Raw genomic sequence first — 25,819 nt, 5'->3', positions numbered from 1 at the left:
TTAAGTGAATCCTCTGACATGGCAAAATCCTGAGCAACTTTTTGTTGCTCAGGTACTTAAAAAAAATATTTTATAATAGTGTTGCGGAATTAAGGTATAGCTAATCCGGATATGATTATAGCTAATAAGAATATGCTTATAGCAAATCCGCTGTCAGGTATTAACAGATAATCCATCAGGTATTAACAGCCTGAACGCAAGGTATTAACACCTTAATTTTCAGTCACTAATACTTGAGTTGGTGTATCTATATATTCAATACATTGTATCTATATACTTACCATATTGAATCTATATATTCAGTACGGTGGCTCTATATGCCCAGCAACCGGTATAAATAAATTTGAAAGGTGAAAGCAATAACGGGAGATTTCACCTTAATTTCTTCTACGCTTTCACCCGCTATCTCCTTATTCATCGATGTTTCAGAGATAAGGTGAAACTGGTGGAATTTATGAGTTAAAAGTTCATGTTATACTTATGAGAATCAGTAATTGAAAACAAATTCTCATTCATTTCCGTGCAGAATGAAATCATTTTTATTGTAGTTATCCTGATATCCCCCTGTCAGCATCTTTTTCCTCAATAATTTGTTTATATTTGCAGTGCTAATCTATAACAATATGTCCATACAACCATTACTAGAGCAATTTTATGAATTGAAACTGAAAGAGGCTGTGAATTTCGAGCTAATGAATGAAATCTTCATTTCTCATCACTCCACTGCAATAGAAGGCTCTTCACTCACCGAAGAAGAAAGCCGCCTGTTGATTGTAGACGGTATCACTGCCAAGGGAAAACCGCTGTATGATCATAATATGGTAAAGGATCATTTCGAAGCTTTGCGTTTTATAGTGGAAGAAGCTAGAAAGAAACGTGAAATTACTCCTGTTTTTATACAGGAAATTTCAGCTCACGTAATGCGTACTACGGGAAGTATAATCCATTCCAGTGCAGGAGATTATGATTCTTCCAAAGGAGATTGGCGCAAATCTTCCGTGCATGTAGGTGACCGTTATTTCGTAAACTATCAGAAAATAGAACGTGAAGTAACCCGTCTATGCGAAATACTAAATCAGCGTATCAAACAAGTTCAGACGCCCGACTCTATCTATCAGTTAGCTTTCGACGCCCATTTTTATCTAGTCAGCATCCATCCGTTTGCCGATGGAAACGGGAGAACTTCACGCTTATTGATGAACTATATTCTCTCTTATCATCAACTCCCTCTAGCCACTATATTCAAAGAAGATAAACTGGAATATTATCAGGCATTGGAAGCATCACGTCCCCAAGATGATAAAGATCCGGACTTATGCCCTATCCGTGATTTCATGTTTGCACAACAAATGAAGTATCTTTCAATGGAAATTAAGAAATACAGGCAGGCGGAGAAAAAAGGGGGGATGAGGTTTATATTCTAAGATACGAATTCTGTTGTAAATAAATTGGGGATATCCTTTCAAATATCCCCAAACAAAATATAACCAATATCTATAGATTAGAACTAGTTTTCGGAACCATACATATAAACTTCTGTCAAATCAAGATAATTGCCATATTTCCCCGATAACTCCACTTTTACATAGCGAGCATGCACGGATTCATACAGTTGGAAATAATGACTAGCTACCTGGGGAGTCTCTTTCGTACCTTGCTTTTCCCAAGTCGTATTATCTAATGAAGTCGAAATAGTAGCATTTCTAGGAGCAGACAACCCATCATAATTATAATAATAATCAACGCCCAAACCATTTAATGTTTTTTCCGTTTGCATATCAACTATAAACCAGAAGTTATCATTCGAGGTATAAATATCAGACCCCTCATCTCCTCCAGAACCATCAATTAGAATTTGCCCATTTCCACTAGAAGCCGTTGCAGACCATCCTGATTTAGATAAAGAAGTCCAACTTGCTATTTTATCAGGTAAAAGTCCTATATTAGTAAGAACTTTGTTGACATTAAAGATTAATATATTTTTCTTCTCATTAATCTGAGCAACTGGATCCTCACTTTCAACAGATGCAATAACTTTAAGAACATAAAACTCTTCTTCGGCTGTTTGCAACAAGAAATCATCTGTAACACCCCATGTAATATCTTCACTGGAGAGTTCTCCAGCAGGTATAATAATTTCAGCAGGAGTAACCGTTATGTCCTTCATAAACTTATCTTCCAAACCTGTAGTAGTAAGATTTATTCTAATATCCTTTCTAGCAGGTTTATCTAATTCCACTTTAAAAGTATAGGATATAGGATCAGGATTCATAATCTGATTATTAGAATATGCACGCTCAAATAAAGTTGTATTTCCATTGCTCCCGACAATTGAACAAGAAGCAATATAAGCCTCTTTCTTTATCACCACTTTAGATTCAATAGCTTCTGTTCCTATTTTATATCCTTCAACATTAGCTTTCACTCCCAATTCATATGTTACCGCATCATAATTAGACGCTGCAAAACTGAAATCTTCATCTTTCAAAGTCACCGTAACAGAAGCGGTAGTAGCACCTGCAGGAATAATAGCTTTTGTACTGCTAATTTCAATATTCTCTTTAGGTATATTAGTAGATAAAACATCAAACGTTACAGTTGCATCTTCTGGAGAAGCTAAAAAGTTGAATGTATATGTTCTTGAAACAACACCGTCCAACTCTAATGTACCATCACTCTTATAAATTGCATTCAATTCTGCCTTTGATGCTCCCTCCGTACCATTAATAGTGATAACAGGTTGATTCACAGGAAAAGTTTCCAAATCCAGAGCTTCATCATCCTGACAGCTAGCAAGAGTAAATAATGTAGCTAATGCCAGAATAAACAAAAAAGGTGTATTATATACTTTCATATTATTTTTCTTATTGAAGTTATATTTCTAATTTTACTTAAAATCATCCGGATATTTATAAGGCGTCGGGTCATTTTTCTCAAAAAAAACCGTAGGGGCTGCAACTTCAGAGCCATATAACACCGTACCACCTCCACTCAAACGGCTAAAAATATTTCCATATAACTTAGGATTAGCAGCGAATCCCATAAACCAACCATAACCACGTTCCTTAAGACCTTGAGCTGTTGATGCACTCAAGCTATTCCATCCACCATTAAATTCCATAGCAAGACCTGCACATTGCTTCATAGTCATATCTCCAGCTGGGGATGAGGATGAACCATAATTTGGGACAGAAATATCCACCCACTCTTTAATAGTTTTACCTTCAATTTCAGTTGGGTATCCATGTATCCCCATATAGCTATAGTCAAAGACAGTTACTAGTTTATCTGGCATTGCTTGCTTGGTTTCGTAACACAAACGGGCAGCAGCAGCGCTACTTCTATTTGTTAATGCTGGATTATCTAAATCCGGAGATTTAGAATACTCATCATCATAGTTTACTCCGTCCAAATTATATACTTTACAATACTGAGCGAGTTCACGAGCAAAATCCTTTGCTCCTTGAGTTGAAAGTTGAGCAACTCCTGTCATATCGCCATTACCCAATATCCCTAGTAATACTTTTATTCCACGTCTGCGAAGAGGTTGCAGAAAAGTTTCGTTGTTATCCAGCAAATATTGTACATTAGGGTTGCATTGTACTTTAGGGCGCCCAGCATCTGCGTCATAGTTAATATTGGCAGCAAACAAGACAACCACATCCCATAAAAACCTCCCATTCTCTAACTTAAAGGATAGTGCATTTAATGGATTTACATCGTTTACTTCAAAAAACAAATATCCCTGCACTACATCATCTCCTTTATAAGCATCTCCCGCTTTACGCATATCTTTGACTAAGTAAATGCAACTGCCATTCTCATCATTGACAACCAAATCATTACTATGTTCGCTAATGACCACGGGGATGGCATAAGTTTTATCTTCTTGCAGTGCTTCACCAGCCTGAATTGCCATATTCACCTCAGCCGATTTTGCTGCAGCATTTACAACCAGCTTTCCTTCATTAGCAAATGAAATCAGATTTTCCGGATACAGCTCAAATTCTGTTCCATGCACTTTATTGTATGCAGCCAAATAAGCTGCATCTATTTTAACCCTTGCAGAAGTCTCAGTAACAGGGGCTTTACTCAGACCTAGTTTCACTGAGGTTTGATAAGTTTCCCCATAAAGTTCGACAATGTTGGATACTTTATTAGATTTTCCATCACGTAGATATGCATTATTCTCATACACACCGTTATACATTTCTTTATCAAACTGAGTTCCGACATCAAGGTCGTCAGCACAAGATGTAAAGAGAGCAGTACCACCTACAAACAGGGTAGCTAATAAACCTAATTTTATATACTGAATATTCATAATAAATTCATTTAATTTAGATTACAGTTAAACCAGAATTACTTTTGCGCGGGTATTTCTACATTTATCCATTTAGGATCACCACCTACAGCTGTAATATCATTTCCATGTCCAGTATGATCTCTAATTGTACCGCCAGTACCTTCATTGAACTTCCAGTAGGCTACCAATCCTTCGCTATCCGGTGATACTTTATAAGGATTCTTTGCTATCTGTTCTGCAGTTCGCTGTACATTCCAGATACGTACCTCTGCAATATCACCCGGTAACCAACGCTCCTCATTATAAGACTTGCCAATATTGCAACCGCTAGTCAAACTAACCTTTCCACTTGCAGCTTCATCTCCATAAACACGCACACCGTCTTTATAAAAAATACGTTCACCAGTTGTAGCATCATAAACAATAGCGATATGTACCCACTCATTTACCGGTAATCCCGGAACTGCATTTGCCTCTGGAAAATTTCCGCCTGGCGCAACTACCTGAACTTGATCACGCGGACGGTCACCATCTCCTACCCGCACAAGGAATGAGCCTTCAATACCAAAGACCGAACTCAATGCATTATCACGTCCTGCTACCCAATCATCACTACGAAGCAAAGCCTCTATCGTAATGGTTGACATAGAACTCACATTACTTTTCCATTTAATGGGAAAATATAACTTCTTAATATTTGCCACTACATTGATCAAAGCTGCGCCTTTAAAGACAAAATATGCAGTACGGTGGCTCCCTAAAATAGCCATTTTCGATGCTCCTGTAATAGTAACCGGAAGTACATAACGTTTTGAATCATCCAGTTCATTCGTATTCTTAAAATTCACTACAATATCATCACTGGATATATCTCCGGTTTTAATTGTCGCAGTTTTCTTCGGAATATCATAATAATCAGCAGCAAGGGCTGTCGCATTATCACCATAAATTAGATTATAAGAAGCTGTCATAGCAGGTGCGGCCTCAAAATCAATCTGTATATCCTCTTCGGCTGGTGATGCTATACGATAAGCGATGCTACGTGAAGCCTCTGTAATACTTTCCTTAATCAACAAGTCATCACAAATAGGTTGAGAACTTATATACAGTTTATTATCATAATGATGTTCATTATCAATATCGGCCTCTTTACACCCGGTCATAGCCACAGTTACAAAAGCCAAAGAGAGAAAATAATATTTATAGAATTTCATATCCAAGCTTATTTATTAGGATTCATAATATAAATAACTTCACGCAATTGTTTATAGGTATCATTATAATAATCGTTCTGAACGCTCATAATAAAGATACCCTTACGAGTATAGTCTGGAGAAAACTGTCCCATCCATTGAGCTGTTCCTGGGGCAGCCAGTGTCTTTTCTCCCTTTTCGTCTACCGTATTCCAATATCCTATCACTTTGTCATCGTCTCCAGCTTGTGGGAACTGTACACATGCGATAAAACGATCTGTCGGAACGGGATTAACGCCTTCATAGAGTTCATTTTTTATATCTTCGCCTGCCTGAATGGCCAAATAAGCTTTCAAAGAAAGATCATCAGCATTAGTTGAAGATGCTGTCTTCAAAATGATATAGTTAAACTTGTTCAGCATACTCATATTCTCTGGCACAAAATACTGTATATTTCCAAACAAAGCCAGCGTTTTATTTGTATGCCCAGCTTGCCATTCCACTACCTTATTAAAGAAATTCTGCTGACGTACATTATATTCAGCTAGGGCTCCAGGTTTCATACTGACTAACGAACGACCTGTATAATCAATAAGGATTCCGTCATAACCATATTTATCACAAAGAGACAACATCGCATCCGTACGTTCTCCCAGATATTCTAATGCTTCTTCTTCAGTCAATGCAGGATTTTCCTTCACCATAGCTTTCCAGTCTGTTTCAAAGCTACCATAATCAATACTATAAAGAGTACGGGTACCTTTTTCACGTATCTTTTCCATCTCGCTCTGAATCACGGGGTTTAAATTGTCCGGAAGATTCAGACAAATAAAATCAACGCTGTCCGGTACCGCAGTCAGACGTTCTGCCTGTTTGGCCGGTTCGTTCAGAGAATTGTCAAATGACACAAAAGTTACTTTATGTTCTCCTGCTTTGTAGTTCTTCAAGTCTTGAATATAATCAGCATACAATTGAGGATTCTGTTCCTCAAAAGAAGGATTATTCAGACCGAGACTTTCAGGATCTGTCCAGTCGTCACAGGAAGAGAATGCCAAGATTGATGCCGAAACCGCCACCACAGACATACTATATTTCAATAAACTTTTCATATATATTCGAATTGAAGTTAATACTATTTCTTTTTGGCCCACCACAAATCTGTAGCCATATTGTCAGGACCGCCCAAATACTTGGCAACAGCTTCTTCTACGTTTTTCTGGTTGCTATTGTATTCATCCAATGGATAAGGCATACGACGCGCCCCTTTACTTGAATCTACAATACCCCCACTCTTATTGCCAGTTCCGGTGGCAGGAATCATATGAGGATAACCCGTGCGACGGTAATCAGCCCAAGCCTCGTTACCCAATTGCCAATTGGCAATCCATTTTTGAATGATAATGCGTTCTTGCATTTCATCCTTAGACGCTCCTGCTTGCCACTTGATAGTCATTGTAGACAAAGTATTTGCATAAGTATTATCACCCGCCGGATCTACATAGGTTGCAGGCTTACTGGTGTCATCATTTATATATACTTCTGCATCAGCTGCTCCCCATTGTTCAAATGACAAACGAATACCTGTATTATAGAAGCCTTCAGCATCACCGCCCATATTGAATTTAAAAATAGCTGCACCTTCGGCACGTAAGAAAGCAACTTCGGCAGCGTTCATCCAATAAAGCGGAGAAGTAGGGAGTATGTTAACTCCTGAGTATTTATGTCCTTTCTCTGTCAAATTCGGAATGACAATACCACGACGCAAACCAACATAATCAACACCCGGCCATTCGGATTTAGTAAAATACTTCTCACGGCGATTATCTTTATAACCATTCATATAACAAATGATATCAGCTGCAGCATGTGTATCACCACCTGTAGTACAATCTTTATTATCACTGTGCTTATTAGCCTGAACCTGATTATATCTCGTAGCTACATAAATAGGATTTTGCATCGTTGTGAAATAATTCCAAGCTGCATTATCTGCATTAGACTCTATCACACCGCCATTTTCCGGTTTCACAGCCTCTTCGGCTATTACTCTCGCTTTAGTTTCATTCACATAGGCAATACGAATAGCCAGACGTAGCTTCAATGAATTTGCAAATTTAATCCATTTCTTTACATCACCACCATAAACGTAGTCTGCTGTCGATGTCAGCAATTCATTAGGATGCTCGTTCAATGTTTTAATAGCAGCGTCCAATTCGTCAAAGAATGTATTATATACTTTTTCTTCTGAATCATAAGGAGTCGATAAAGCTCCGTCCGCACCAATCTGAGAATAAGGTATAGGACCGAAAGTATCGGTCACTCGATGCATCACTGCCACCTTTATGATTTGAGCTATTGCATAAGGAACCGGATTGTTAGTGCTATGTGACACAAGCTCAACTACAGATAGATTGGAATATAGAACCGGAATCACTTTATCGCTTTTCAAGAATACGCGACTCCAGTCATCTTTAGCATTAAAATTAGAAATGGTATTTGACCATCCCGCATTTGAATCTGCATAATATCCTCCCATAGGGCCACCTAACAGACAGTCTGTAAACTGTGCCGTATTCACATCCGGTGATACCACACAACCTGCCAGATTATTCATCGCAGAGCCTAAAGCATAATCATCCGCATTCAAATCGCCCGGTTGATAGGGATTTGCATTGATATTATCAAAGTCAGCCGTACACGAAGCCAAGGCAACGGTCAGCGAACCTAAAAACAGTTTATTAATTATATTTTTCATACCTATTATTGTTTAGAATTTAAAGCTCAAGTTAAAACCTATATTACGCAATGAAGGCATCATAAAATAGTCAATTCCTTGATAGAAATTATCTGTTGAAGCAACTGTTTCGGGATCAAACGGAGCTTTATTATAAATCATCCAAAGGTTACGTCCAACCAAGGAAACTTTTATATCGCAAATGTTCCCCAACATCTTTCTAGGGAATGTATATCCAATAGAAGCTTCTTGCAAACGTACATTCGTAGCAGAATAAGTATAATATTGTGGTACAGTCGTATCACCAGCAACCACCGAATACCAATTTTCAGGAGCCACCTTGTCGTTACCATTCACTGATACATATCCCAAATCGCGTGCAGCCGCAGACACCTCAGATACTCCGTAATTATCCAACATAGCTTGTGTACGAGAGAACACTACGCCACCCAAACGGGCTGACAGCATAAAACCAACGTTAAAGTTCCGCCACATAAAGTTATTACGCCATGCCAAATTTCCTTTAGGCAATACACTTCCCAGTTTTATATATTTATCAGCATCTTGTATGCTCTGTGTATGAACACTATTGTTCTCATCAATATAAACGGCACCATTAGCATCTTTTCTCAAGTCCATCAGAGAATAAATGTCGCCCATACTTCCACCTTCTTTCAAGATAAACCGGGTACTACCCAAACCACCCATATTCAAAGTTTTAATAGAGAAGTGTTCACCGGTCTCCGGATTTACGGCATTATCCGCCAAAGTGAGAATCTTATTTCTATTCATAGAATACGTCAATCCGGTATCCCATGTGAAGTCTTTCCAGGTGTTCTTATAATTTAATGACAACTCAACACCTTGATTGCGTACCGCACCTGTCTGAATATATATTTTCGAGTACTTGTTTACGGATAATTCAGGATTAAAGGTCTGGTTCATCGTTTTAGCATTATAATAAGTCACATCCAGTTCGAAATGATTCAGGAAACGCATATTCAAACCTAACTCAAAGGATTTCGTACGTTCAGGTTTCAAGTTGTACATCGGATATTGAGTCAATACACTCCATTGCCCTGTACTTTCATTCCATTCAAAACGCGGATTGGCGATATATCTTTTGAATGCTGTACCTACAGAAGCAAATGAACCACGTATTTTCATATATGATAAATACTCCTTATTCAAATTCGGTATTAGTTCAGACAATACAACAGACAAACCTACTGAAGGATAAAAGAAGGATTTGCTAACAGACTTCGGTCCACCTAATTGTGAGGGCCAGTCATTACGTCCCGTAAGAGTCAAATAATAAGTACTCTTATATCCTACTTCAGCGGATGCAAAAATAGACTGAGTTTGTTCTCTCCATCCTTCTTGCATATGTTTAGTCTTAGAAGTACTTAAATTCTGGATAGCGAAATAATTAGTCAGACCAACCTGCTCACCTTCGAATGGTTTACTTCCGTCTGCAATAGGACCACGCACCGTCATTGCATCCGATCTCATATCCGTAAATGAACCACCGACATTTGCTTGTAAACTCCAAGATTCACCAAATGTTTTATTGATATTTACCAAGAAATCAGCATATAATTGTTTATCTTGAGTCTTGGTTATACCATAAAGTCCACGGTTTGACAGTGCGGTCAACTGAGTATTGGTTGTTGCATAGAACTTCTCTGTATAGTCATTGTTTGAGTTATCCAGACGTACACGTCCCGAAACGCTCAACCAATCCAGTATTTTGTAATTCAAACTTGCGCCTAACATATAACGGTCTTTCTTGTTTTCACGCAAATTACGATAGTTAATCCAATATGGATTTTGCATTGCCATACTTGCATCGCCCACCGGCCAATATTGAGTATAAATTTTACGGGCAACATCATAGCGTTCATACATTTCAATATCTGACCAGTCGTTACCGCGCGGAAACAAATAAGCACCCACTAAAGGATTATTATAAGTGCCCTGATTCACCATATTACGGTCACTCTGACGAATATAACTGGCATTAATATCCAAGGTCATTTTATCGTCAAGGAAGGAAGTGGTATTGCGGACTGTAAAATTATAACGATCATACTTATTATTAGGACTGATACCTTTTGAGTTGACTGCTGCTGCCGAAGCATAAGTCTGATTCTTGTCGGTACCAGTAGAGAAAGAAATACTTTCAGTTCCGATTACACCTGTCTGAAAATAATCATCTCTGGGATTATAACCATAATAATTCTCGGTAGTAAGTTTCGGTCCCCAGCTATGATCGGGAGTTGCATTAAGGATTCCAGCGCTACCCGTACCGTAACGAGTCTGAAACTGAGGCATAACAAAAGGAGAATTGAATTCTACATTACTGTTTACTGTAATGCTCACCCGTCCTTCCTTACCTTTTTTAGTAGTAATAATAATTGCGCCATTCGCTGCATCCGAACCGTAAAGTGCCGCTGCCGCCGCACCTGTCAAAACGGACATAGACTCAATATCTTCCGGATTGATATCGGCAATAGGCTCAGTAGCTCCCTTCGAAGCAAATTCTGTACCACCACCATTACCACTGCCTGTGAACATGGGTACACCATCAATTACATAAAGAGCATTAGAAGATTGCATGATTGATTTTGTACCACGCATTATGACTTTTGAAACACCACCAACTCCGGATGATGACGCATTAATAGTAACACCGGCAACCTTACCATTCAAGGCATTGACAAAGTTTGCATCTTTATTGTCAGTAATAGCATCAGCGTTAATCTGCTGAACATTGTAAGATAGCGCTTTCTCCGAACGTTTAATGCCAAGAGCGGTAACAACGACTTCTTCCAAAGCTTGCGCATCTTCTTTCAGCACTACGTCTATCACTCTTCTAGTTGCGACTTGCATTTCTACCTTTTGATAACCTATATAAGAATACTGCAAAACTGCATTAGTACTTGATACATCTATAGCATATTCACCATCAAAGTTGGTAATAGTACCATTTGTCGTACCTTTCTCCAACACGGAGACTCCAATCAGAGGTTCGTTGTTAGAGTCTACGACTTTACCTGTGATTTTCTGTTGTTGCTTCACGGCATTAGATGATGGCGAAGCATTCACTCTTGACAAATAAACCACATTGTCATCTATTTTATAGACAATGTCTTTTCCCTTCAAAGTCATATCCAAGACTTCTGCCAGTGATACATCTTTCACATCTAAAGAGCCTACTTGGATATTTGCCAGATTGTCATCATAAAAAAACTGATACTTGGATTGAGCTTGAATTTGCTTAATCACAGTTCCTAAAGAGGAATTGGAGATTCTTATTGTCAACTGTGCCATTGCAAATTGTGCAGGAAGAGCAAATAGCAGCAAAATCAACAATGCTCGAAAGTATTTCGAGCCTCTACACGAGTAATTGATTCTCATACATTTGAATTTAAGATTAAACATTAGTTTTTATTAAAAGTTAGAACCAAATGTTAGTATTTAAGTTCCATAACTCGCATATATAACAACTCATCTATGGAGAAACACTTAGAAGATTTATGAAAAAAATTATCTTTTTCTCATTATTGCATTTTCATCGGATGATTTATACGGGATTTTATGCTGATAATCTTATACTTATCTATGATAAATATTTATTGGTTCCATTATACATAATTATTATAACAGAATAAACAAAATCTGTCTTCCGGAACTATCAAGAGGAAAATATCCAGAAAGGAATAATGCCAAAGCGTGAAATTAAGACAGATCAGAATATCAAAAAAAGTCTCTGCATGAAATCAATCAATTTGAAATCAATTGATTTCAAATTGATTGATTTCATGCTCTCAAACCGAGTACAAACTTTTCTTTAAAACAGACGTAAAAGTTCGGCACCGAGGAGGGCACTGTTCCCCGGTGCCGGAGTATGCCTTCCTCGGTGCCGAACGCTATCTTCCCCGGTGCCTGGTTTTATCCCTCTAGCAAATTAAGTATAAAGGCGGTTCTAAAAATCATCTATTCCACCTGCTCTTTCGGATAATTCACCAAGTACAATGTCTTCGTTGCCCGAGTAAAAGCTGTATACAACCACCGGAAATAATCCGGAGTCAAATACTCATCCGTCATATATCCCTGATCTAAAAATACATTCTGCCACTGTCCGCCTTGCGCTTTATGACAGGTTATTGCATACGCATACTTCACTTGCAATGCATTATAATGTGGGTCAGCTTTCATCTTCTTCATCCGGTCACGCTTATTGGAAATATCTATATAGTCTTCCAGTACCGTATAGAACAATCGGTCATTGTCTTCTTTCGGTAATGCAGGTGAGTCCGAATGCAAAGTATCCAATAATAGATTCGCATCCAATTCAAAATCATTCTGGTCAGGAAAGCGAAGAGTAACTTCGGCAAAACGAAAACCGTATATTTCACGAGTTCGACGAACACGTCGGACAACTGCAATTTCTCCATTAGCGATAAAATCCATCTCCTTATATTTCTCTGTCCAATAGTAATTATTTTTGGCTATCATCAACATATCTCCTGTGTTCAATTCATCTTCACGCCAAAGAATTTGTGCACGTATTCCATTATTATATAAGTTAGCACGTTTATTAGATCGACAGACAACAATCGTTTCATCCATACCATCATGATCGTAACAATTAGTCAGTTCTTCTATCAGTTCAGTTCCGGGTACCAGTTTAATATCAGGAAAACCTGTTATTTTTATCTTAGGTAAGGAATAACAATCATCCTCCGCTATCAGTTGCCTCAACTGCGTGGCATTCCACAATATTCCGGATTCTTGCACCTGCCGAACCACTTGGGTAAGATCAATCTCACGTACTTCAAGTCCATAACCTTTCAATGCATCAGCAAAAAGCGCAGGACTCAACTCCTCACCTACCGGGGGAAGCTGTGCTGTATCTCCCATCAACAAGAGTCGGCAACCTTGTCCCGAATACACAAATTGCACCAAATCATCCAATAAACGTCCTGTTCCAAACATACTACCCGACAGTCCTTCGTTTGAAATCATGGAAGCCTCGTCGACAATAAACAATGTATTGGTAGCTAAATTGTCATTGATCGAAAAGTTACTAAGCTCATTAGAAAAAGATTGTTGTCTATATATTTTTTTATGAATAGTAAAAGCCGGATGTCCTGCATACGCTGAAAAAACTTTTGCCGCACGTCCTGTAGGAGCCAACAATACAGATTTCTGCTGCAGCTGATCCATCGTTTTCACCAATGCCCCTACCAACGATGTTTTACCAGTACCAGCATAGCCTCTTAAGATAAAGACTTCATCTGCCAGTGTGGACAGCAGAAACTCTGAAAGAGATTTTACAGCAATTTCCTGCTCTAAAGTTGGCTGATAAGGAAAATTTTCCTTAATTTGCCTTTCTAAATAGTTATTTATCATTTTTGTACGAGAAAAAAGTTCGAGGAACTATCGTATTTAAATTTATTTATTCTATTTTTGCGATGCGAATATAACAACTAAAAACATAATTTATCATGAAAACAGTATTTAATATTGTATTGGTGCTTTGTGCTGCTGCACTGATTTACATCTGTTACACCAGCATTATGGGTCCTATCAATTTTGAAAACGCAAAAAAAGAAAGAGAAAAAGCAGTCATTGCCCGTTTGATCGACATCCGTAAGGCACAGCAGGAATACCGTTCGCTGCACCGCGGAATGTATGCACCCAAATTAGACACACTGATTGATTTCGTTAAAAATCAAAAATTGCCGTTCGTTATGAAGATGGGAATGTTAACTGACAAGCAATTGGAAGACGGACTGACTGAAAAGAAAGCCATGGCTATCATCGAAAAAGCAAAGAAAACCGGTAGATACGATGAAGTTAAGAAATGGGGACTTGAAAACTTCAAACGTGACACTATGTGGGTAGCTGTATTGGATACTATCTATCCAAAAGGATTCAATGCCGACTCTATGAAATATATTCCTCACGGAAATGGTGCTCAATTCGAAATGAACGTGAAAAATGACACTGCCAAGTCTGGTGCTCCAGTATATTTGTTCGAAGTGAAAGCTCCATACGAAACTTATTTGAGCGGACTTGACAAACAAGAAATCATCAACCTAAAAGACCTGGATTCTAAACTAGGTAAATATAGCGGCTTGATGGTAGGTTCTATCGATACTCCAAACAATGGTGCTGGTAACTGGGAATAATGATTGATTTTACTAAATCAAAACAATATACTTTATCCATCCGTCTTAGTACGGATGGATTTTCTTTTTCTATCTATAACCCGATTCATGACGATTCGCTTTCAATAATAGAGAAAGAGATAGACACATCTCTATCCCTTACAGCCAATCTAAAGGCGGTCTTTCACGAATCGGACTTCCTAAATCATCCTTACAAACGGGTAAATATAATGATGGCAAGCAAGCGTTTTACAATTGCGCCATTAGACTTATTTGAGGAGGGACAGGCGGAACTTCTGTTTTATCATAATCATCAGAAAAGAGAAAACGAAACGGTGCTCTATAATATTCTAAGAAAGAATAATGTAGCTGTCATCTTCGGCATAGACAAAAGCGCACAGACCTTTTTGAATGAACAATATCCCGAAGCTCGTTTCTATTCTCAATCTACTCCATTCATCGATTATTTTTCTGTAAAAAGCAGATTGGGAAACAGTAAGAAGATGTATGCTTCTGTACGCAAAGACGGTATTGACATCTATTGTTTTGAACGAGGACATCTGCTTCTGGCTAATTCCTTTGAATGTACGCACACAGAAGACCGTATTTACTATTTATTGTACGCCTGGAAACAACTGGAGTTTAATCAGGAACGGGATGAGTTACACCTAACCGGAATACTTCCGGAGAAAGACGTTTTAATGAGTGAATTGAAAAAGTTTATCCTACAGGTATTCATCATGAATCCTGCAACTAATATTGACATGCAAGCCTTATTAACATGCGAGTAATCAGCGGAACGGTATTTTTCCACATGAAAACAATAGCTAAAAAACCGATAAAAAAAGGACAATAAAACACTATATTTCAACAAATTGGCAAATTCAAAAGCGTATTCAAAAGAGTACGCTTATTTTCTTTTAGTCAGTTCATATTTAGCTTTAATTTGTTACTCGTTTGTTACCCAGATTAGAAAGAAACTATTATCTTTGTTGCAGGTAACAAATTAAAGACGTATGAAAAAACAGATTAAAGTCAAAGAGCCAATCCGGCTACGGACTAAAAAGCTATCAAATGGGAACGAATCTTTGTATCTAGACATCTACACAGATGGAAAGCGTGATTATGAGTTTTTAAAACTCTACATTATCCAAGAACGTACCAAAGAGGATAAAGAAAAAAACGCCCAAACGCTTAAACTAGCAAATGCCATCAAGTCAAAGCGTATCGTAGAACTACAAAACGAAGAACACGGATTCAAAACAAATTCTATTAAGTCTAAAGCTAATTTCATTAACTATATTGATTCTTTTGTAGAAAACCTACCTAAAGACACAAAAGGGTATAACGGATATATCTGCACCATGCAAGGACTGAAATATCACCTTTCAAAGTACAAAGGTGAAAATATCACTTTCAAAGATATAGACCGGAAATTTCTGGCAGGATTCACCGAATATCTGAAAGCCGCCAAAGTATCAACTAAAGCAGTAAAAGAGAGTGATCGGACATTGGCGCAGGGGACACAATGGAACTACTTCAACAAATTAAATTTATTACTCAACAAAGCAGAGAGAGAAGAAATAATACCATTTAATCCAGTGGATAGATTAGAGAAAGGAGAAAGACCACAACGCGCAGACCCTAGATGTACATTCCTTGTATTAGATGAAGTTAAGAAATTAGCAGATACACCGTTTAGAATGGATAAATTAAAACGTGCTTTTCTTTTTGCCTGCTTATGTGGGTTAAGAATTAGTGATGTCCGGTCTTTACAATGGAGCAGCTTCCAACAGGACAGCAAAGGAAATACCATTGCAAAATTAACCCAAAAGAAAACGAAAAGCATATTATATTTGCCGATTAGTCCGGAAGCCCTTAAACAACTTCCCCAAAAAGGGAACAATGTAGATTTAGTTTTTGGCAAGCTACCGGATAATAGCTATATAGATAAACTTCTAAAGATTTGGGCTAAAGATGCAGGAATAACAAAGAATCTGACTTTTCACGTGAGCCGCCATACATTCGCCACTCTTAGTATAACTTATGGCGCAGAACTCTACACAGTTAGCAAACTTTTGGGACATGCAGATATTAAGACGACCCAAATATATGCAGATGTGATAAACGAGAAAAAAAGAAATGCGGTAAACTCAATCCCAAGTATTATTGATTAAAAAGACATTTTAAACTCAAATTTCATATATATATGGTTATTAGCGCATTATATCAATGCGCTATTTTTTTATACATTCTATTTCTGTTAGTGTCGGACACTTCGAGCTACCAAAAGAACAACTAACAAATATAACGGTAAATTATTAATCTAAAATATACCGTTATGAATGAATTTGCAACAACAGCCAATTTATCAGAAAGCAACGTATGCGAGCGCACATTAGTTGGCGTTGACGAAGCCGCCCGTATTCTCCACAAATCAAAGCACACTATTTACCAATGGGTAAGACGGGGCGAGATTCCATGTTACAAAATAGGAAAAAATCTATTATTTCGGAGGGATGAACTAATAACGTTTATTGGTATATGTAGAGTATTTATTAAGCCTAATTAAGTTCCTTATTGAAACACAACACCAACCGATTAAACACGAAAAAGTATGGAAACAGATATTAAAGTTCAATTAAACAGAATCGAGAAACTAACATTGTTATCAGCGAAGAATGTACTTTGCTTGAACGATGTTGTATTACTTACCGGGTTGAGCAAATCGCATATTTACAAAATGACTCATTCTCGTAAAATACCGTTTTATAAACCCAACGGAAAGCAAATCTATTTCGACCGTTCCGAGATTGAAAACTGGATGAAACAAAATCGAGTAGCAACGACCGACGAAATCGAAACGGAAGCCGTTAATTATATAGTAACAGGCAAAATACAGAAAGGGGCGCAACGTGGCAAATCTATACATTAACGAAGTTGCCGCCACGCGTGCACTATTTACCAACAACCCAAATAAATCCTTTTGTCGTCTGGATATTGTAGAGGCTATTAATAAGCCAATTAGTAACGTTTGCCGTATCGTCTACAATTTAGTCGATGAGGGATTTATAGAAGTTGCCAAGAAAGACAAATCACCTCATACAGGCGCGGTTGTAGAGTTTTTGAGGCTGAAAGATAATTCACAGCTAAGTATATTTTAATCATACTAATTTATTCAATGATTGACGGCTTTAAAACAAGTAGTCTAGCCCTTGATGTGCACCAATTAGCCAACAAACTAGGTGTTGATATAAGCCCTAAAGCGGTTTATATCAACATTGAGGGGCTGATATTTGGTTTCACTGATAGAGTAGACGTAACTACGGGAGAAATCCGCAAATTATGTAATCTACACGGAAGCCTACATAAGTACGCTAACGGCGGTTTGCATAATGCTGATTCTTTCCGGCTGTCTGACTTGTGCCGTGTGTTGACTGAATTAAAAGAAGTCTACGGGATTAATTCGGATATTACGCGGCTTTATAGCGTCGAATTTGGCGTAAATTTAAAACTGCCCTATGATCCGCAACGAATATTGAAAGCGATAAGAATGTACAAGGGTTATACATTTACCCCGATAGGAAAGATAGGACTTATCTACGAAGCCGATTCGTATAAGCTAAAAATATACGATAAGGGGAAGCAGTGCGGCGTACCGGGCTTTGATAGTATTCTACGCATCGAGATAAGCGCCACAAATACATATTTAAAGAAAAAGCACATTTATACGCCAATGTTGGGCGACTTGCTTAGTATTGATGTTTGGGAAAGGCTCGAGGCTCTTTTGCTCAATACGTTGGAAGATGTTGTAATTGTTGAGGCTGTATCATTGGAAGGATTAAGCAAGAAAGAACGAGATTTATTTGCGTTATTTCTTGGTGATGATTGGCAAGCACTTGACAAGGTTAAACGATGCAGGATGAAAAAGAAGTTTATTGCATTAGCCGAACGGATCGGAGCTACACAGATAAAAGAGAATTTAAAAAATTTCATTTCAATAGAATGTAAGTATCTGCGAGACATGGATAACGAAAAATGCAACCGAAACGGCGTTTTTGCAAAGGAAAATTTCGATGATAAAGTAAATGAAAGCGACAATATCCAACAGGAACGAAGTACTAAAAGTGAAACCGAAACGGCATTTTTGTATGCCTCATCAAATAGTGAAAAGTGCAACCAAAACGGAATTAAGATAAAGGGCGTTTCGGTTGCATTTTCATCACCGGAAAACGAGCCACCGCCAAACGCCAATAACCCGCCGTTATTCAATGCGAAAAAGTACAACACCAATTCAAACACCGGAAAATGTAGAGGAAAGCCGCCCGATCCGGCTGAACTCAACACAGGATGAGGCTTTATAACAATGATAAAACGAATACTAACACATGACACATTAAAACTATGGATGCAATAAAAAAAGCCGAACGGCGCAAAGCAATGGGGGAAACAAAGAAAGTTCCGGTACGTATCGACCCGAAGCAATGGGAGCGACTTGACGAAATCCGCAAAAAGTTCAAGTTTAAAAGCAATTACGAAATCATGCAGTATATTTTATCCTGCTTTCTTCGTGTTGCCGATCCGGACAATGATACGGAGATTGAACCAGTGCCGGAAGAAATCGAAATGATGTTCAGTGATTTGTCCGACTCTGAAAGGCATTTCGAGTATGTGAAGCCGAAACGCTCCATGAATCACGATTCCTTAAACAGTAGTAAACACAATTTAAAATCAAATTAAGATGAACGAGATTACTATTTTCAAAAACGAGAGATTCGGAGAAGTAAGAACCGCAACAAGTGAAAGCGGAGAACCTTTATTTGCGGCTGTAGATGTGGCGCGAGCATTGGGATACGCAAATACTAGGGATGCAATTAGTAAGCATTGCAAGCGAGTGACAAAGCGCGACGGGGTCGCCCGCACAACCAATCAACACGGCGTAGTAACGAATCAGGTAGTAGAGATGTCATTTATCAATGAGGGCGACGTTATTAGATTAATAATGCGATCCAAATTACCGCAAGCGGAAGCCTTTCAAGATTGGGTATGTGAAGAGATATTGCCAAGTATTCGCAAACATGGCGCGTATATGACGCCCGAAACTGTTGTGCAGATGTTCCAGAATCCGGACGCCCTGATACAGTTACTCACCACCCTAAAGAGCGAGCAGGAACAAAACGCCTTGCTCCGTGCACAAAGAGAGGCTAACGCAAAAGCTATCGAAGCGATGCAGCCAAAAGCGGAGTATTTCGATACTGTGTTATCTTCGTCGTCTCTGATTACTACCAACACGATAGCCGCAAAGTTGGGAATAAGTGCCCAAAGGTTAAATAAATTCCTATGTGAATCAGGAATACAGTATAAACAAAGCGGTTTGTATTTTCTCTACTCCGACCTTCGCGGAAAGGGATTGGAAGGTTATCAAACATTTGCCCGCACCGATTCAAGAACAGGTGAGATTAAAACGATAGAGCACATGTATTGGACGGAAAAAGGCGCATATTTTATTATTAATTTATATCAAGAAACGACATCTAAACTACTGAATTAAAGATGAGTAATGATAAATTTTACTACCCCCAACGGTCACCCCCACCCGAAAAAAATATCCCGCGTGTAAAAAGATGGGGTGAAGTGGGTTTCACAGAGTCGCGTCAAAAAATAAAAATCGTGCCCCCTTGCCATAACCCGAAGCGTTCGCACCCGCTTTGTATTGTTCATCACCGAATATGGAGACGCAAGACAGCCGGACGCCTCGCCGCCTATCAAGTTATCGCGCAAAGAAAAATTATTCCGCTACGGGCTTGTATTTGCATAGCAACATGAAGCGAACCGAACCAAGTAAGTGAGACGAAGAAAAGTGTATCAGGTCGAAACGTTTTTTTATTTCCCGGCGTGCCCTGATTAAATCCAAAGCGAACCGGGACAAAGCGAGGGATAGGATGAGGGACAGACGAAAGGTAAATCAACCAACAACTAACCAGCGAGCGATCGGATAGCTTGCATTAAAGTAGCTCATTACTATTTTTTCGTAGATTATAAATATAAATCAGTTAATTATATTAAGCTTTTGTTTGTTGAGGCTAGTTAAATATATTAAGGCGCAACAATTTACAAACTACGAATTTATAGTAATGAGCTACTGACTACCGCAACAACTACCGTAAATTTTACGGTAGATAGTACGCCCGTAATAGTTGTAGCGTCTACTACTGTAAAATTTACAGCCAATCAGATAGCCAATGTGACAGCCAATCAGACAGCCCAAATTATTTTTTCTTCTTATCCTTATTCGGAATAGGGAAGCCAATAGGATTTCGCGGCTTATTTGCCAAAGTCTTTTGAGCCTGTAACTCGGCTAACGTCTGATTGATTAATTCTAACTGTGTCCGGGTGTCGTCGTTAATGTCGTTATAGTCTGCAAACACTTCTTCGATGTACTCTTTTAATTCCTTGACTTCGTTTTGTAGTTCCTGTACTGGATTAGTCGAAGGAGATAATAACAACTGGCGAACCGCAACGAAAGCACGCATAATATTTATATTAACCTCAATCGCTAAATCGGAATTAAGCACGCTACTAAGCATTGAAACGCCTAATTCCGTGAAAGCATAAGGCATATATTTAGGATGCTGACCGCGCCCACCGTTTAAGGTGCTAAAATTGCACCTTAAAGAATCCCATTCGTCTTTAGTTAGTTCAAACATGAAGTCACTAGGAAAACGTTTAAGGTTATTCTTTACCGACCGCTTTAAATACTTTGTTTCCGTTCCGTACATTTCAGCCAAATCAAAATCTAACATCACTTTACAGCCGCGTATGTCGTAAATCTTACTTTGTATTACTTCGAGTTGTTCCACCTTATTCTACTTTGATATTGATATTCTTTCCGCAGTGCGGGCACGTGATTCCGGCTGTATTGTTCTTTGGTTGGTCGAATAGCTCCGTAATATGTACGTCAAGCGCATTAGCTACCTTTTCTAATGTTCCAATAGTTGGATTACCTTTCAATGAAGCGCGGAGAGCTATATCTGTTACTCCGATCTTCTCGGCTAATTCTTTTTGCAAAAGACCTTTTGCCTTGCATAATTCTTTGATTCTTAATTCCATAATATATAGTATTTATTTTAATGGTACAAAGATATATTTAAAAAGCGACAAAACAAATATTATAGCATTTACTTTTTGAGTTAAATAAAAGTTAAACTTTGTATTTTGCAGCTTAAAAACAAACAATATATATTATGTTTGTATCATAAAACAAATAATAAAACATTTATAATATAAAACGGTACAATTTAAGCGAAATAATGAAATCAGCCCACACGATGAGAAAGTTTAGACCGGAAAAGTACCCGACCTTCTCGGAAGCACTGAAAAAGGCTTGGAAAGTTGCGAAGTTCAACAAAGAAATAGCAGACCGTAGAGCCGAAACAATCGCTTATCACGAAGCGAAGAAACAAGAAGCGCAGGAACTAGCCGCCCGTATCGCCCGTATCGAATCAGAGACAGCCGCCCGTATCGCAATGGAAGTAGAAGCCGCAAAGCGTGAACGTGAAGAACGTGCCGCAAAGGTTGAGGCTGAATGTCTGGCATACGGTTACGGTCGCGGCGAGCATTATTCATCTTTTAGCGGATGGGGAAATTATTGCGGTGATTGATTATTAACGAACTAAATACATATTCAAATGAAAGAACTAGAAATCAGTATTAAACAGGATTCGGGCATGTGGCGAATAACTGTTAGTTGCGAGGCGAATTTAGCAAATGCGGGAATTATAAAGAATCTATTCGGGTGTCTACGGGAAGATAACGGCATAATTCGCTCCGGTCTGATTACTTCTAATGTAATGAAGTTAATTAGTATACAAGCCGAATTATTAAGTTACTCACTATGAAAGCGATTTATTTACTCGGGCTAATAGCGGGCGCGGTCCTGCTATTTGCCACGGAAGCGGAGACAGCCGCACCGAATATAACGGGGCTTGTGCTGTGTGTAGTCTCATCTTATAAACTCGATTTATTCACATCTAACAAAATATAAAATCATGGAAGAAGTAGTTATTTTGGGCGCGGACGGTCGCCCGGTGAAAGGTATGCAACTTGATAGAAACACAATTCATCTAGGAGATGCAAACGGCGGCTATATGGGGTGCACTAAGGAGAGTGTAACCGAATTACAGCAGGAACGGTTAGAACGATTTAAGAAGAACCGGAAAGCACACCAAAAAGAATGTATGAGCGCGGCATGTGACATCGCCCCTATTATGTTGGCGGGGTTTGATAATCCATACGACGAAATACATAATCTGATATTACAGGGATATAATAACGCCATAGAGGCGCAAGGTTTGTTTTACCGGGTGGTTAATCAAGATGCAGAGATGAGGCGTTTATATAGACGGGTGACCGAGGAGATGACAGCGAAAGAAATAGCGACCGAGTTTATTCTATCATCTGGGAATGTCGAAGCGTTTAGAAAGTTCTGCGAGGAAAGAGCCGGAAGTACGCCGGGCGACAGAGGGGAAACGGGAAAGGTTCGGTTATTCGTTCGGTAATAGATTTTATTAGTAACTTTGGCAAAAAAAAGAAGATGACAACTAAAAATAAGAAAATTGAAACAAGATTAGAACCGGAAACACGTGCCGAATTTGAAAGATTAGCGGATGATTTGGGCGTTTCTCCTTATACGGCGGTTCAGTGGGCTATAGATTGCTTTATTGATAAATATAAACGCCCTAAAGATGTTCCTATGAAATTTAGGGGGGTATCCGGGATTATTCCAGATGATTATTATCAAAAGATAAGCTTATTAGCTGATAAATACAATACCACAATAATAGACGTAGTTAGTTCTATTATAAATAGGGCTATTGAAAGAATGGAAAAACAAAATAGCAATTCAGAATGATAATAAGTACCAAAATAATTTCTATCTTTGCTTTCAAAGAAGCCCGCTAAAACAGTTTTTCATCTGTTTTGTTACTAATTTGTTACCCGCTATTAGAAAAGCGGGCTTTTTATTACTGACATTCAATACATTACAAAAGCTTATTATCTTATGCGAGTAATCAGCGGTATTTACAAACGAAGAAGATTTGACGTGCCTCGAACATTTAAAGCACGCCCCACAACAGATTTCGCCAAAGAAAATCTGTTTAATGTACTCAATAACTATATCGATTTTGAAGAAGGAATAACAGCTCTTGATTTGTTTGCCGGGACAGGAAGCATCAGTATCGAACTGGTATCCCGTGGATGCGACCGTGTTATCAGCATTGAGAAAGATCCTGCACATCACTCATTCATCTGCAAAATCATGAAAGAGGTGCAGACAGACAAATGTCTGCCGATACGCGGAGATGTATTCAAGTTTATCAAGAATGGCCGCGAACAGTTCGACTTCATTTTTGCCGATCCTCCCTACGCTTTAAAAGAGTTGGAAACAATCCCCGAATTAATTTTCCAAAACAATCTTCTCAAAGAAGGAGGATTATTGGTACTAGAACACGGAAAAGATAATAACTTCGAAGAGAATCCACATTTCATTGAGAGAAGGGTGTATGGAAGCGTAAACTTCTCACTGTTCAGATAAAATCCAACTACAATCTCCCCCCCCTATTAAAGTAGCGGAGCCAATAAACGCACGATAGACTCCGCCGCTTTTTGTCTCCACGAACGTCTAACCCAATTCTTCAAAAAGATCTGTGTACTTTCGCGCTGGTCCTGAAGAAATATTTCTTTCATTTCAAGAGCAGTTTCTACGTCATACATAAAAGCATTCACCTCAAAGTTATGCTCAAAGCTACGGAAATCAACATTAGTAGACCCTACAGTGGAAAGCATATCATCGGAAACCATCAGCTTAGAATGTAGAAAACCCTTCTTATAAAAATAGACTTTAACACCTGCCTGCATCACATCTGCCAAATAAGAACGCGACCCAAGATGAGTTATCCAGTTATCGGCACGCTCCGGCAACATCAAGCGTACATCCACTCCCGATAATGCCGCGGTTTGCATAGCAGCCAATATCTGTTCTGTAGGCAAGAAATAAGGTGTTTGCATATAGAAATAGCTCTTTGCACTGGTTATGGCAACTGTCAATCCTTGCATGATTTCTTTCCACGGTCCGATAGGCTCACTCGTGACGATTTGCGCTAAAGAGTTTCCACAAGAATCAATCTTCGGAAAATAACGGGAAGCAGTTATCAACGTGCGGTCTACGAAATACCAATCGAGCAGGAAAGCCGTTTGCAAGCCATGTACTGCCTTGCCTTCCAACATGATATGCGTATCGCGCCAAATACCCCAGGAAAAACCACGCATATAACGTTCTGCCAAATTCATTCCCCCAACGAAGCCCACACGTCCGTCAATAACGACAATCTTTCTATGGTTACGGTAATTCACCCTACTGGTAAATAAAGGAAAACGTACCTTCAAAAAGCTTCTGACTTCAATACCAGCATTGCGCATTTCTTCAAAAAAACGGTTAGGTACATGCCAGCAACCCACATCATCATAGATAACCCGTACTTCAACTCCGTGAGAAGCCTTTTCTATCAGTACATCCCTGACCATACGTCCGATGGCGTCATCTTCAAAGATATAATATTCCATGTGGATATGCTGCTTCGCTTTTTGTAATTCGCGTAATAATGATTGGAGTTTAGTATATCCTTCGGTATAGACTGCTACACGATTCCCCTCAAATGGAAATGCCTGGTTCGTCTGCTGGAAAAGCTGAATAAGACGGGAGTATTCATAAGGAACGTCCGAACAATCCTGTGCGAGATATTCGGCCATTGGTTTCTTCAATAAGCGGTCGTAGCTTTTCTGCCCAATGATACGTTCGCGACGTTGACTCCGCCCAAAGAAAAAATAAAAGACAAGTCCGACAATAGGAAGGAAAAGTAATATGAGTATCCATGCCATGGTTTTAACCGGATTCCGGTTGTCAAGAATGATGATGACAATCGTACCGATAATGGCTCCAAAATAAAGAATATCAAAAGCCACTGTTGCTATCTGGCTAAGCATGTAGTTCCAATCAATCATAGGAATCTCCTTTCATACGGATACTAAACAACAAATATAGAGTAAATTCTCGGATTAACAAAGAAGTCCCGGCAACAACATTGAATCGTTGTGCCGGGACTTTCGTTTTATCCCTTAATTCCGCAACACTATTATAAAATATTTTTTTTAAGTACCTGAGCAACAAAAAGTTGCTCAGGATTTTGCCATGTCAGAGGATTCACTTAACTTAGTGTTGCAAAAAAATAATCAAACAAAACCTCATCAGGCATGGCAAAAATGCAAATAAAATCCGAGAAGCTCACTCCTTTTGGAGGAATATTTTCAATCATGGAGCAATTTGACTCCACATTGTCATCTGTAATCG

General features: G+C 38.7%; 24 protein-coding genes. 14 read left to right on the top strand and 10 right to left on the bottom strand.

All coding sequences use genetic code 11. The features are described from left to right. Window positions 1-623: 623 nt before the first annotated feature. Window positions 624-1,424: a Fic family protein gene (locus HMPREF9009_RS08165; RefSeq protein ID WP_232313574.1), complete on the top strand. Its 801-nt coding sequence runs from the start codon at window positions 624-626 to the stop codon at window positions 1,422-1,424. An 83-nt stretch (window positions 1,425-1,507) separates the two neighbouring features. Here HMPREF9009_RS08165 and HMPREF9009_RS08160 read toward each other — a convergent pair whose 3' ends face one another. From HMPREF9009_RS08160 to HMPREF9009_RS08130, 7 genes are all read right to left on the bottom strand, one after another. Next, a complete protein-coding gene (locus HMPREF9009_RS08160) occupies window positions 1,508-2,854 on the bottom strand; it encodes a DUF4989 domain-containing protein (protein WP_049701873.1) in 1,347 nt (448 codons plus the stop codon). Between the two features lie 33 nt (window positions 2,855-2,887). After that, the gene (locus HMPREF9009_RS08155; protein ID WP_049701872.1) at window positions 2,888-4,324 is read right to left on the bottom strand and encodes a BT_3987 domain-containing protein; all 1,437 of its coding nucleotides are present in this window, start codon (window positions 4,322-4,324) and stop codon (window positions 2,888-2,890) included. Between the two features lie 38 nt (window positions 4,325-4,362). Beyond that, window positions 4,363-5,520, bottom strand: a complete 1,158-nt coding sequence (locus tag HMPREF9009_RS08150) for a DUF1735 and LamG domain-containing protein (RefSeq protein ID WP_049702302.1) — start codon at window positions 5,518-5,520, stop codon at window positions 4,363-4,365. Window positions 5,521-5,528: 8 nt separating this feature from the next. Beyond that, window positions 5,529-6,608 carry a glycoside hydrolase family 18 gene (locus HMPREF9009_RS08145; protein WP_049701871.1) on the bottom strand — a complete coding sequence of 360 codons (1,080 nt, stop codon included), beginning with the start codon at window positions 6,606-6,608 and terminating at the stop codon, window positions 5,529-5,531. A gap of 23 nt (window positions 6,609-6,631) precedes the next feature. Continuing rightward, window positions 6,632-8,254: a SusD/RagB family nutrient-binding outer membrane lipoprotein gene (locus HMPREF9009_RS08140; RefSeq protein WP_049701870.1), complete on the bottom strand. Its 1,623-nt coding sequence runs from the start codon at window positions 8,252-8,254 to the stop codon at window positions 6,632-6,634. Window positions 8,255-8,266: 12 nt separating this feature from the next. Then, on the bottom strand, window positions 8,267-11,653 hold the full coding sequence (locus HMPREF9009_RS08135) for a TonB-dependent receptor (RefSeq protein ID WP_049702301.1): 3,387 nt from the start codon (window positions 11,651-11,653) through the stop codon (window positions 8,267-8,269). 579 nt (window positions 11,654-12,232) lie between these two features. After that, window positions 12,233-13,651, bottom strand: a complete 1,419-nt coding sequence (locus HMPREF9009_RS08130) for an ATP-dependent DNA helicase (RefSeq protein ID WP_049701869.1) — start codon at window positions 13,649-13,651, stop codon at window positions 12,233-12,235. 95 nt (window positions 13,652-13,746) lie between these two features. Here HMPREF9009_RS08130 and HMPREF9009_RS08125 point away from each other — a divergent pair, with 95 nt between their 5' ends. The 9 genes from HMPREF9009_RS08125 to HMPREF9009_RS08090 all read left to right on the top strand — a co-directional run bounded on the left by HMPREF9009_RS08125 (window position 13,747) and on the right by HMPREF9009_RS08090 (window position 19,963). Further along, on the top strand, window positions 13,747-14,433 hold the full coding sequence (locus HMPREF9009_RS08125) for a hypothetical protein (RefSeq protein ID WP_004301363.1): 687 nt from the start codon (window positions 13,747-13,749) through the stop codon (window positions 14,431-14,433). Further along, window positions 14,433-15,203, top strand: coding sequence for a DUF3822 family protein (locus HMPREF9009_RS08120; RefSeq protein ID WP_004323629.1), 771 nt, complete (start codon window positions 14,433-14,435; stop codon window positions 15,201-15,203). The genes HMPREF9009_RS08125 and HMPREF9009_RS08120 overlap by 1 nt, the downstream gene beginning before the upstream one ends. 225 nt (window positions 15,204-15,428) lie before the next feature. Then, window positions 15,429-16,589 (top strand): site-specific integrase, encoded by a 1,161-nt coding sequence (locus HMPREF9009_RS08115; RefSeq protein ID WP_049701868.1) that lies wholly within the window; start codon window positions 15,429-15,431, stop codon window positions 16,587-16,589. A gap of 164 nt (window positions 16,590-16,753) precedes the next feature. Continuing rightward, the gene (locus HMPREF9009_RS26370; RefSeq protein ID WP_083444159.1) at window positions 16,754-16,984 is read left to right on the top strand and encodes a helix-turn-helix domain-containing protein; all 231 of its coding nucleotides are present in this window, start codon (window positions 16,754-16,756) and stop codon (window positions 16,982-16,984) included. A 45-nt stretch (window positions 16,985-17,029) separates the two neighbouring features. Continuing rightward, window positions 17,030-17,347 carry a helix-turn-helix transcriptional regulator gene (locus tag HMPREF9009_RS08110; RefSeq protein ID WP_049701867.1) on the top strand — a complete coding sequence of 106 codons (318 nt, stop codon included), beginning with the start codon at window positions 17,030-17,032 and terminating at the stop codon, window positions 17,345-17,347. Then, window positions 17,328-17,576 (top strand): hypothetical protein, encoded by a 249-nt coding sequence (locus tag HMPREF9009_RS08105; protein WP_049701866.1) that lies wholly within the window; start codon window positions 17,328-17,330, stop codon window positions 17,574-17,576. Before HMPREF9009_RS08110 ends, HMPREF9009_RS08105 begins: the two co-directional genes overlap by 20 nt. Before the next feature lie 17 nt (window positions 17,577-17,593). Beyond that, on the top strand, window positions 17,594-18,766 hold the full coding sequence (locus tag HMPREF9009_RS08100) for a hypothetical protein (RefSeq protein WP_049701865.1): 1,173 nt from the start codon (window positions 17,594-17,596) through the stop codon (window positions 18,764-18,766). Between the two features lie 50 nt (window positions 18,767-18,816). After that, a complete protein-coding gene (locus tag HMPREF9009_RS08095; RefSeq protein WP_004299051.1) occupies window positions 18,817-19,152 on the top strand; it encodes a hypothetical protein in 336 nt (111 codons plus the stop codon). A gap of 1 nt (window position 19,153) precedes the next feature. Further along, window positions 19,154-19,963 carry a phage antirepressor gene (locus HMPREF9009_RS08090; protein WP_049701864.1) on the top strand — a complete coding sequence of 270 codons (810 nt, stop codon included), beginning with the start codon at window positions 19,154-19,156 and terminating at the stop codon, window positions 19,961-19,963. Between the two features lie 718 nt (window positions 19,964-20,681). Here the strand turns inward: HMPREF9009_RS08090 and HMPREF9009_RS08085 are convergent. Together HMPREF9009_RS08085 and HMPREF9009_RS08080 are read right to left on the bottom strand one after the other, a co-directional pair. After that, a complete protein-coding gene (locus HMPREF9009_RS08085) occupies window positions 20,682-21,272 on the bottom strand; it encodes an ORF6N domain-containing protein (protein ID WP_049701863.1) in 591 nt (196 codons plus the stop codon). Window position 21,273: 1 nt separating this feature from the next. Next, complete coding sequence (locus HMPREF9009_RS08080) at window positions 21,274-21,522, bottom strand: helix-turn-helix domain-containing protein (RefSeq protein WP_049701862.1); 249 nt, start codon at window positions 21,520-21,522, stop codon at window positions 21,274-21,276. 218 nt (window positions 21,523-21,740) lie between these two features. Between HMPREF9009_RS08080 and HMPREF9009_RS08075 the strand changes: the two genes are divergently transcribed. From HMPREF9009_RS08075 to HMPREF9009_RS08055, 4 genes are all read left to right on the top strand, one after another. Next, a complete protein-coding gene (locus tag HMPREF9009_RS08075) occupies window positions 21,741-22,073 on the top strand; it encodes a hypothetical protein (RefSeq protein ID WP_224440853.1) in 333 nt (110 codons plus the stop codon). A gap of 387 nt (window positions 22,074-22,460) precedes the next feature. Next, window positions 22,461-22,970 (top strand): basic helix-loop-helix domain-containing protein, encoded by a 510-nt coding sequence (locus HMPREF9009_RS08065; protein WP_049701859.1) that lies wholly within the window; start codon window positions 22,461-22,463, stop codon window positions 22,968-22,970. A 35-nt stretch (window positions 22,971-23,005) separates the two neighbouring features. Beyond that, window positions 23,006-23,323, top strand: a complete 318-nt coding sequence (locus HMPREF9009_RS08060) for a hypothetical protein (RefSeq protein ID WP_004301167.1) — start codon at window positions 23,006-23,008, stop codon at window positions 23,321-23,323. Window positions 23,324-23,473: 150 nt separating this feature from the next. Next, a complete protein-coding gene (locus HMPREF9009_RS08055; protein ID WP_049701858.1) occupies window positions 23,474-24,007 on the top strand; it encodes an RsmD family RNA methyltransferase in 534 nt (177 codons plus the stop codon). Between the two features lie 26 nt (window positions 24,008-24,033). On the opposite strand, the gene cls is transcribed toward HMPREF9009_RS08055, so the two are convergent. Further along, window positions 24,034-25,473, bottom strand: coding sequence for a cardiolipin synthase (gene cls / locus HMPREF9009_RS08050; protein WP_049701857.1), 1,440 nt, complete (start codon window positions 25,471-25,473; stop codon window positions 24,034-24,036). Window positions 25,474-25,819: the final 346 nt, after the last annotated feature.

This window comes from Bacteroides sp. 3_1_13 (genome assembly GCF_001185845.1).
Lineage (GTDB): Bacteria > Bacteroidota > Bacteroidia > Bacteroidales > Bacteroidaceae > Bacteroides > Bacteroides xylanisolvens.
The sequence above is the reverse complement of the archived record's forward strand: the minus strand, read 5'-3'. Positions and strand labels throughout refer to the sequence as shown.

Coding starts and splice junctions, on each gene's coding strand:
- HMPREF9009_RS08165 (WP_232313574.1), top strand. CDS start 624: ATGTCCATACAACCATTACTAGAGCAATTTTATGAATTGAAACTGAAA.
- HMPREF9009_RS08160 (WP_049701873.1), bottom strand. CDS start 2,854: ATGAAAGTATATAATACACCTTTTTTGTTTATTCTGGCATTAGCTACA.
- HMPREF9009_RS08155 (WP_049701872.1), bottom strand. CDS start 4,324: ATGAATATTCAGTATATAAAATTAGGTTTATTAGCTACCCTGTTTGTA.
- HMPREF9009_RS08150 (WP_049702302.1), bottom strand. CDS start 5,520: ATGAAATTCTATAAATATTATTTTCTCTCTTTGGCTTTTGTAACTGTG.
- HMPREF9009_RS08145 (WP_049701871.1), bottom strand. CDS start 6,608: ATGAAAAGTTTATTGAAATATAGTATGTCTGTGGTGGCGGTTTCGGCA.
- HMPREF9009_RS08140 (WP_049701870.1), bottom strand. CDS start 8,254: ATGAAAAATATAATTAATAAACTGTTTTTAGGTTCGCTGACCGTTGCC.
- HMPREF9009_RS08135 (WP_049702301.1), bottom strand. CDS start 11,653: ATGAGAATCAATTACTCGTGTAGAGGCTCGAAATACTTTCGAGCATTG.
- HMPREF9009_RS08130 (WP_049701869.1), bottom strand. CDS start 13,651: ATGATAAATAACTATTTAGAAAGGCAAATTAAGGAAAATTTTCCTTAT.
- HMPREF9009_RS08125 (WP_004301363.1), top strand. CDS start 13,747: ATGAAAACAGTATTTAATATTGTATTGGTGCTTTGTGCTGCTGCACTG.
- HMPREF9009_RS08120 (WP_004323629.1), top strand. CDS start 14,433: ATGATTGATTTTACTAAATCAAAACAATATACTTTATCCATCCGTCTT.
- HMPREF9009_RS08115 (WP_049701868.1), top strand. CDS start 15,429: ATGAAAAAACAGATTAAAGTCAAAGAGCCAATCCGGCTACGGACTAAA.
- HMPREF9009_RS26370 (WP_083444159.1), top strand. CDS start 16,754: ATGAATGAATTTGCAACAACAGCCAATTTATCAGAAAGCAACGTATGC.
- HMPREF9009_RS08110 (WP_049701867.1), top strand. CDS start 17,030: ATGGAAACAGATATTAAAGTTCAATTAAACAGAATCGAGAAACTAACA.
- HMPREF9009_RS08100 (WP_049701865.1), top strand. CDS start 17,594: ATGATTGACGGCTTTAAAACAAGTAGTCTAGCCCTTGATGTGCACCAA.
- HMPREF9009_RS08095 (WP_004299051.1), top strand. CDS start 18,817: ATGGATGCAATAAAAAAAGCCGAACGGCGCAAAGCAATGGGGGAAACA.
- HMPREF9009_RS08090 (WP_049701864.1), top strand. CDS start 19,154: ATGAACGAGATTACTATTTTCAAAAACGAGAGATTCGGAGAAGTAAGA.
- HMPREF9009_RS08080 (WP_049701862.1), bottom strand. CDS start 21,522: ATGGAATTAAGAATCAAAGAATTATGCAAGGCAAAAGGTCTTTTGCAA.
- HMPREF9009_RS08075 (WP_224440853.1), top strand. CDS start 21,741: ATGAGAAAGTTTAGACCGGAAAAGTACCCGACCTTCTCGGAAGCACTG.
- HMPREF9009_RS08065 (WP_049701859.1), top strand. CDS start 22,461: ATGGAAGAAGTAGTTATTTTGGGCGCGGACGGTCGCCCGGTGAAAGGT.
- HMPREF9009_RS08060 (WP_004301167.1), top strand. CDS start 23,006: ATGACAACTAAAAATAAGAAAATTGAAACAAGATTAGAACCGGAAACA.
- HMPREF9009_RS08055 (WP_049701858.1), top strand. CDS start 23,474: ATGCGAGTAATCAGCGGTATTTACAAACGAAGAAGATTTGACGTGCCT.
- cls (WP_049701857.1), bottom strand. CDS start 25,473: ATGATTGATTGGAACTACATGCTTAGCCAGATAGCAACAGTGGCTTTT.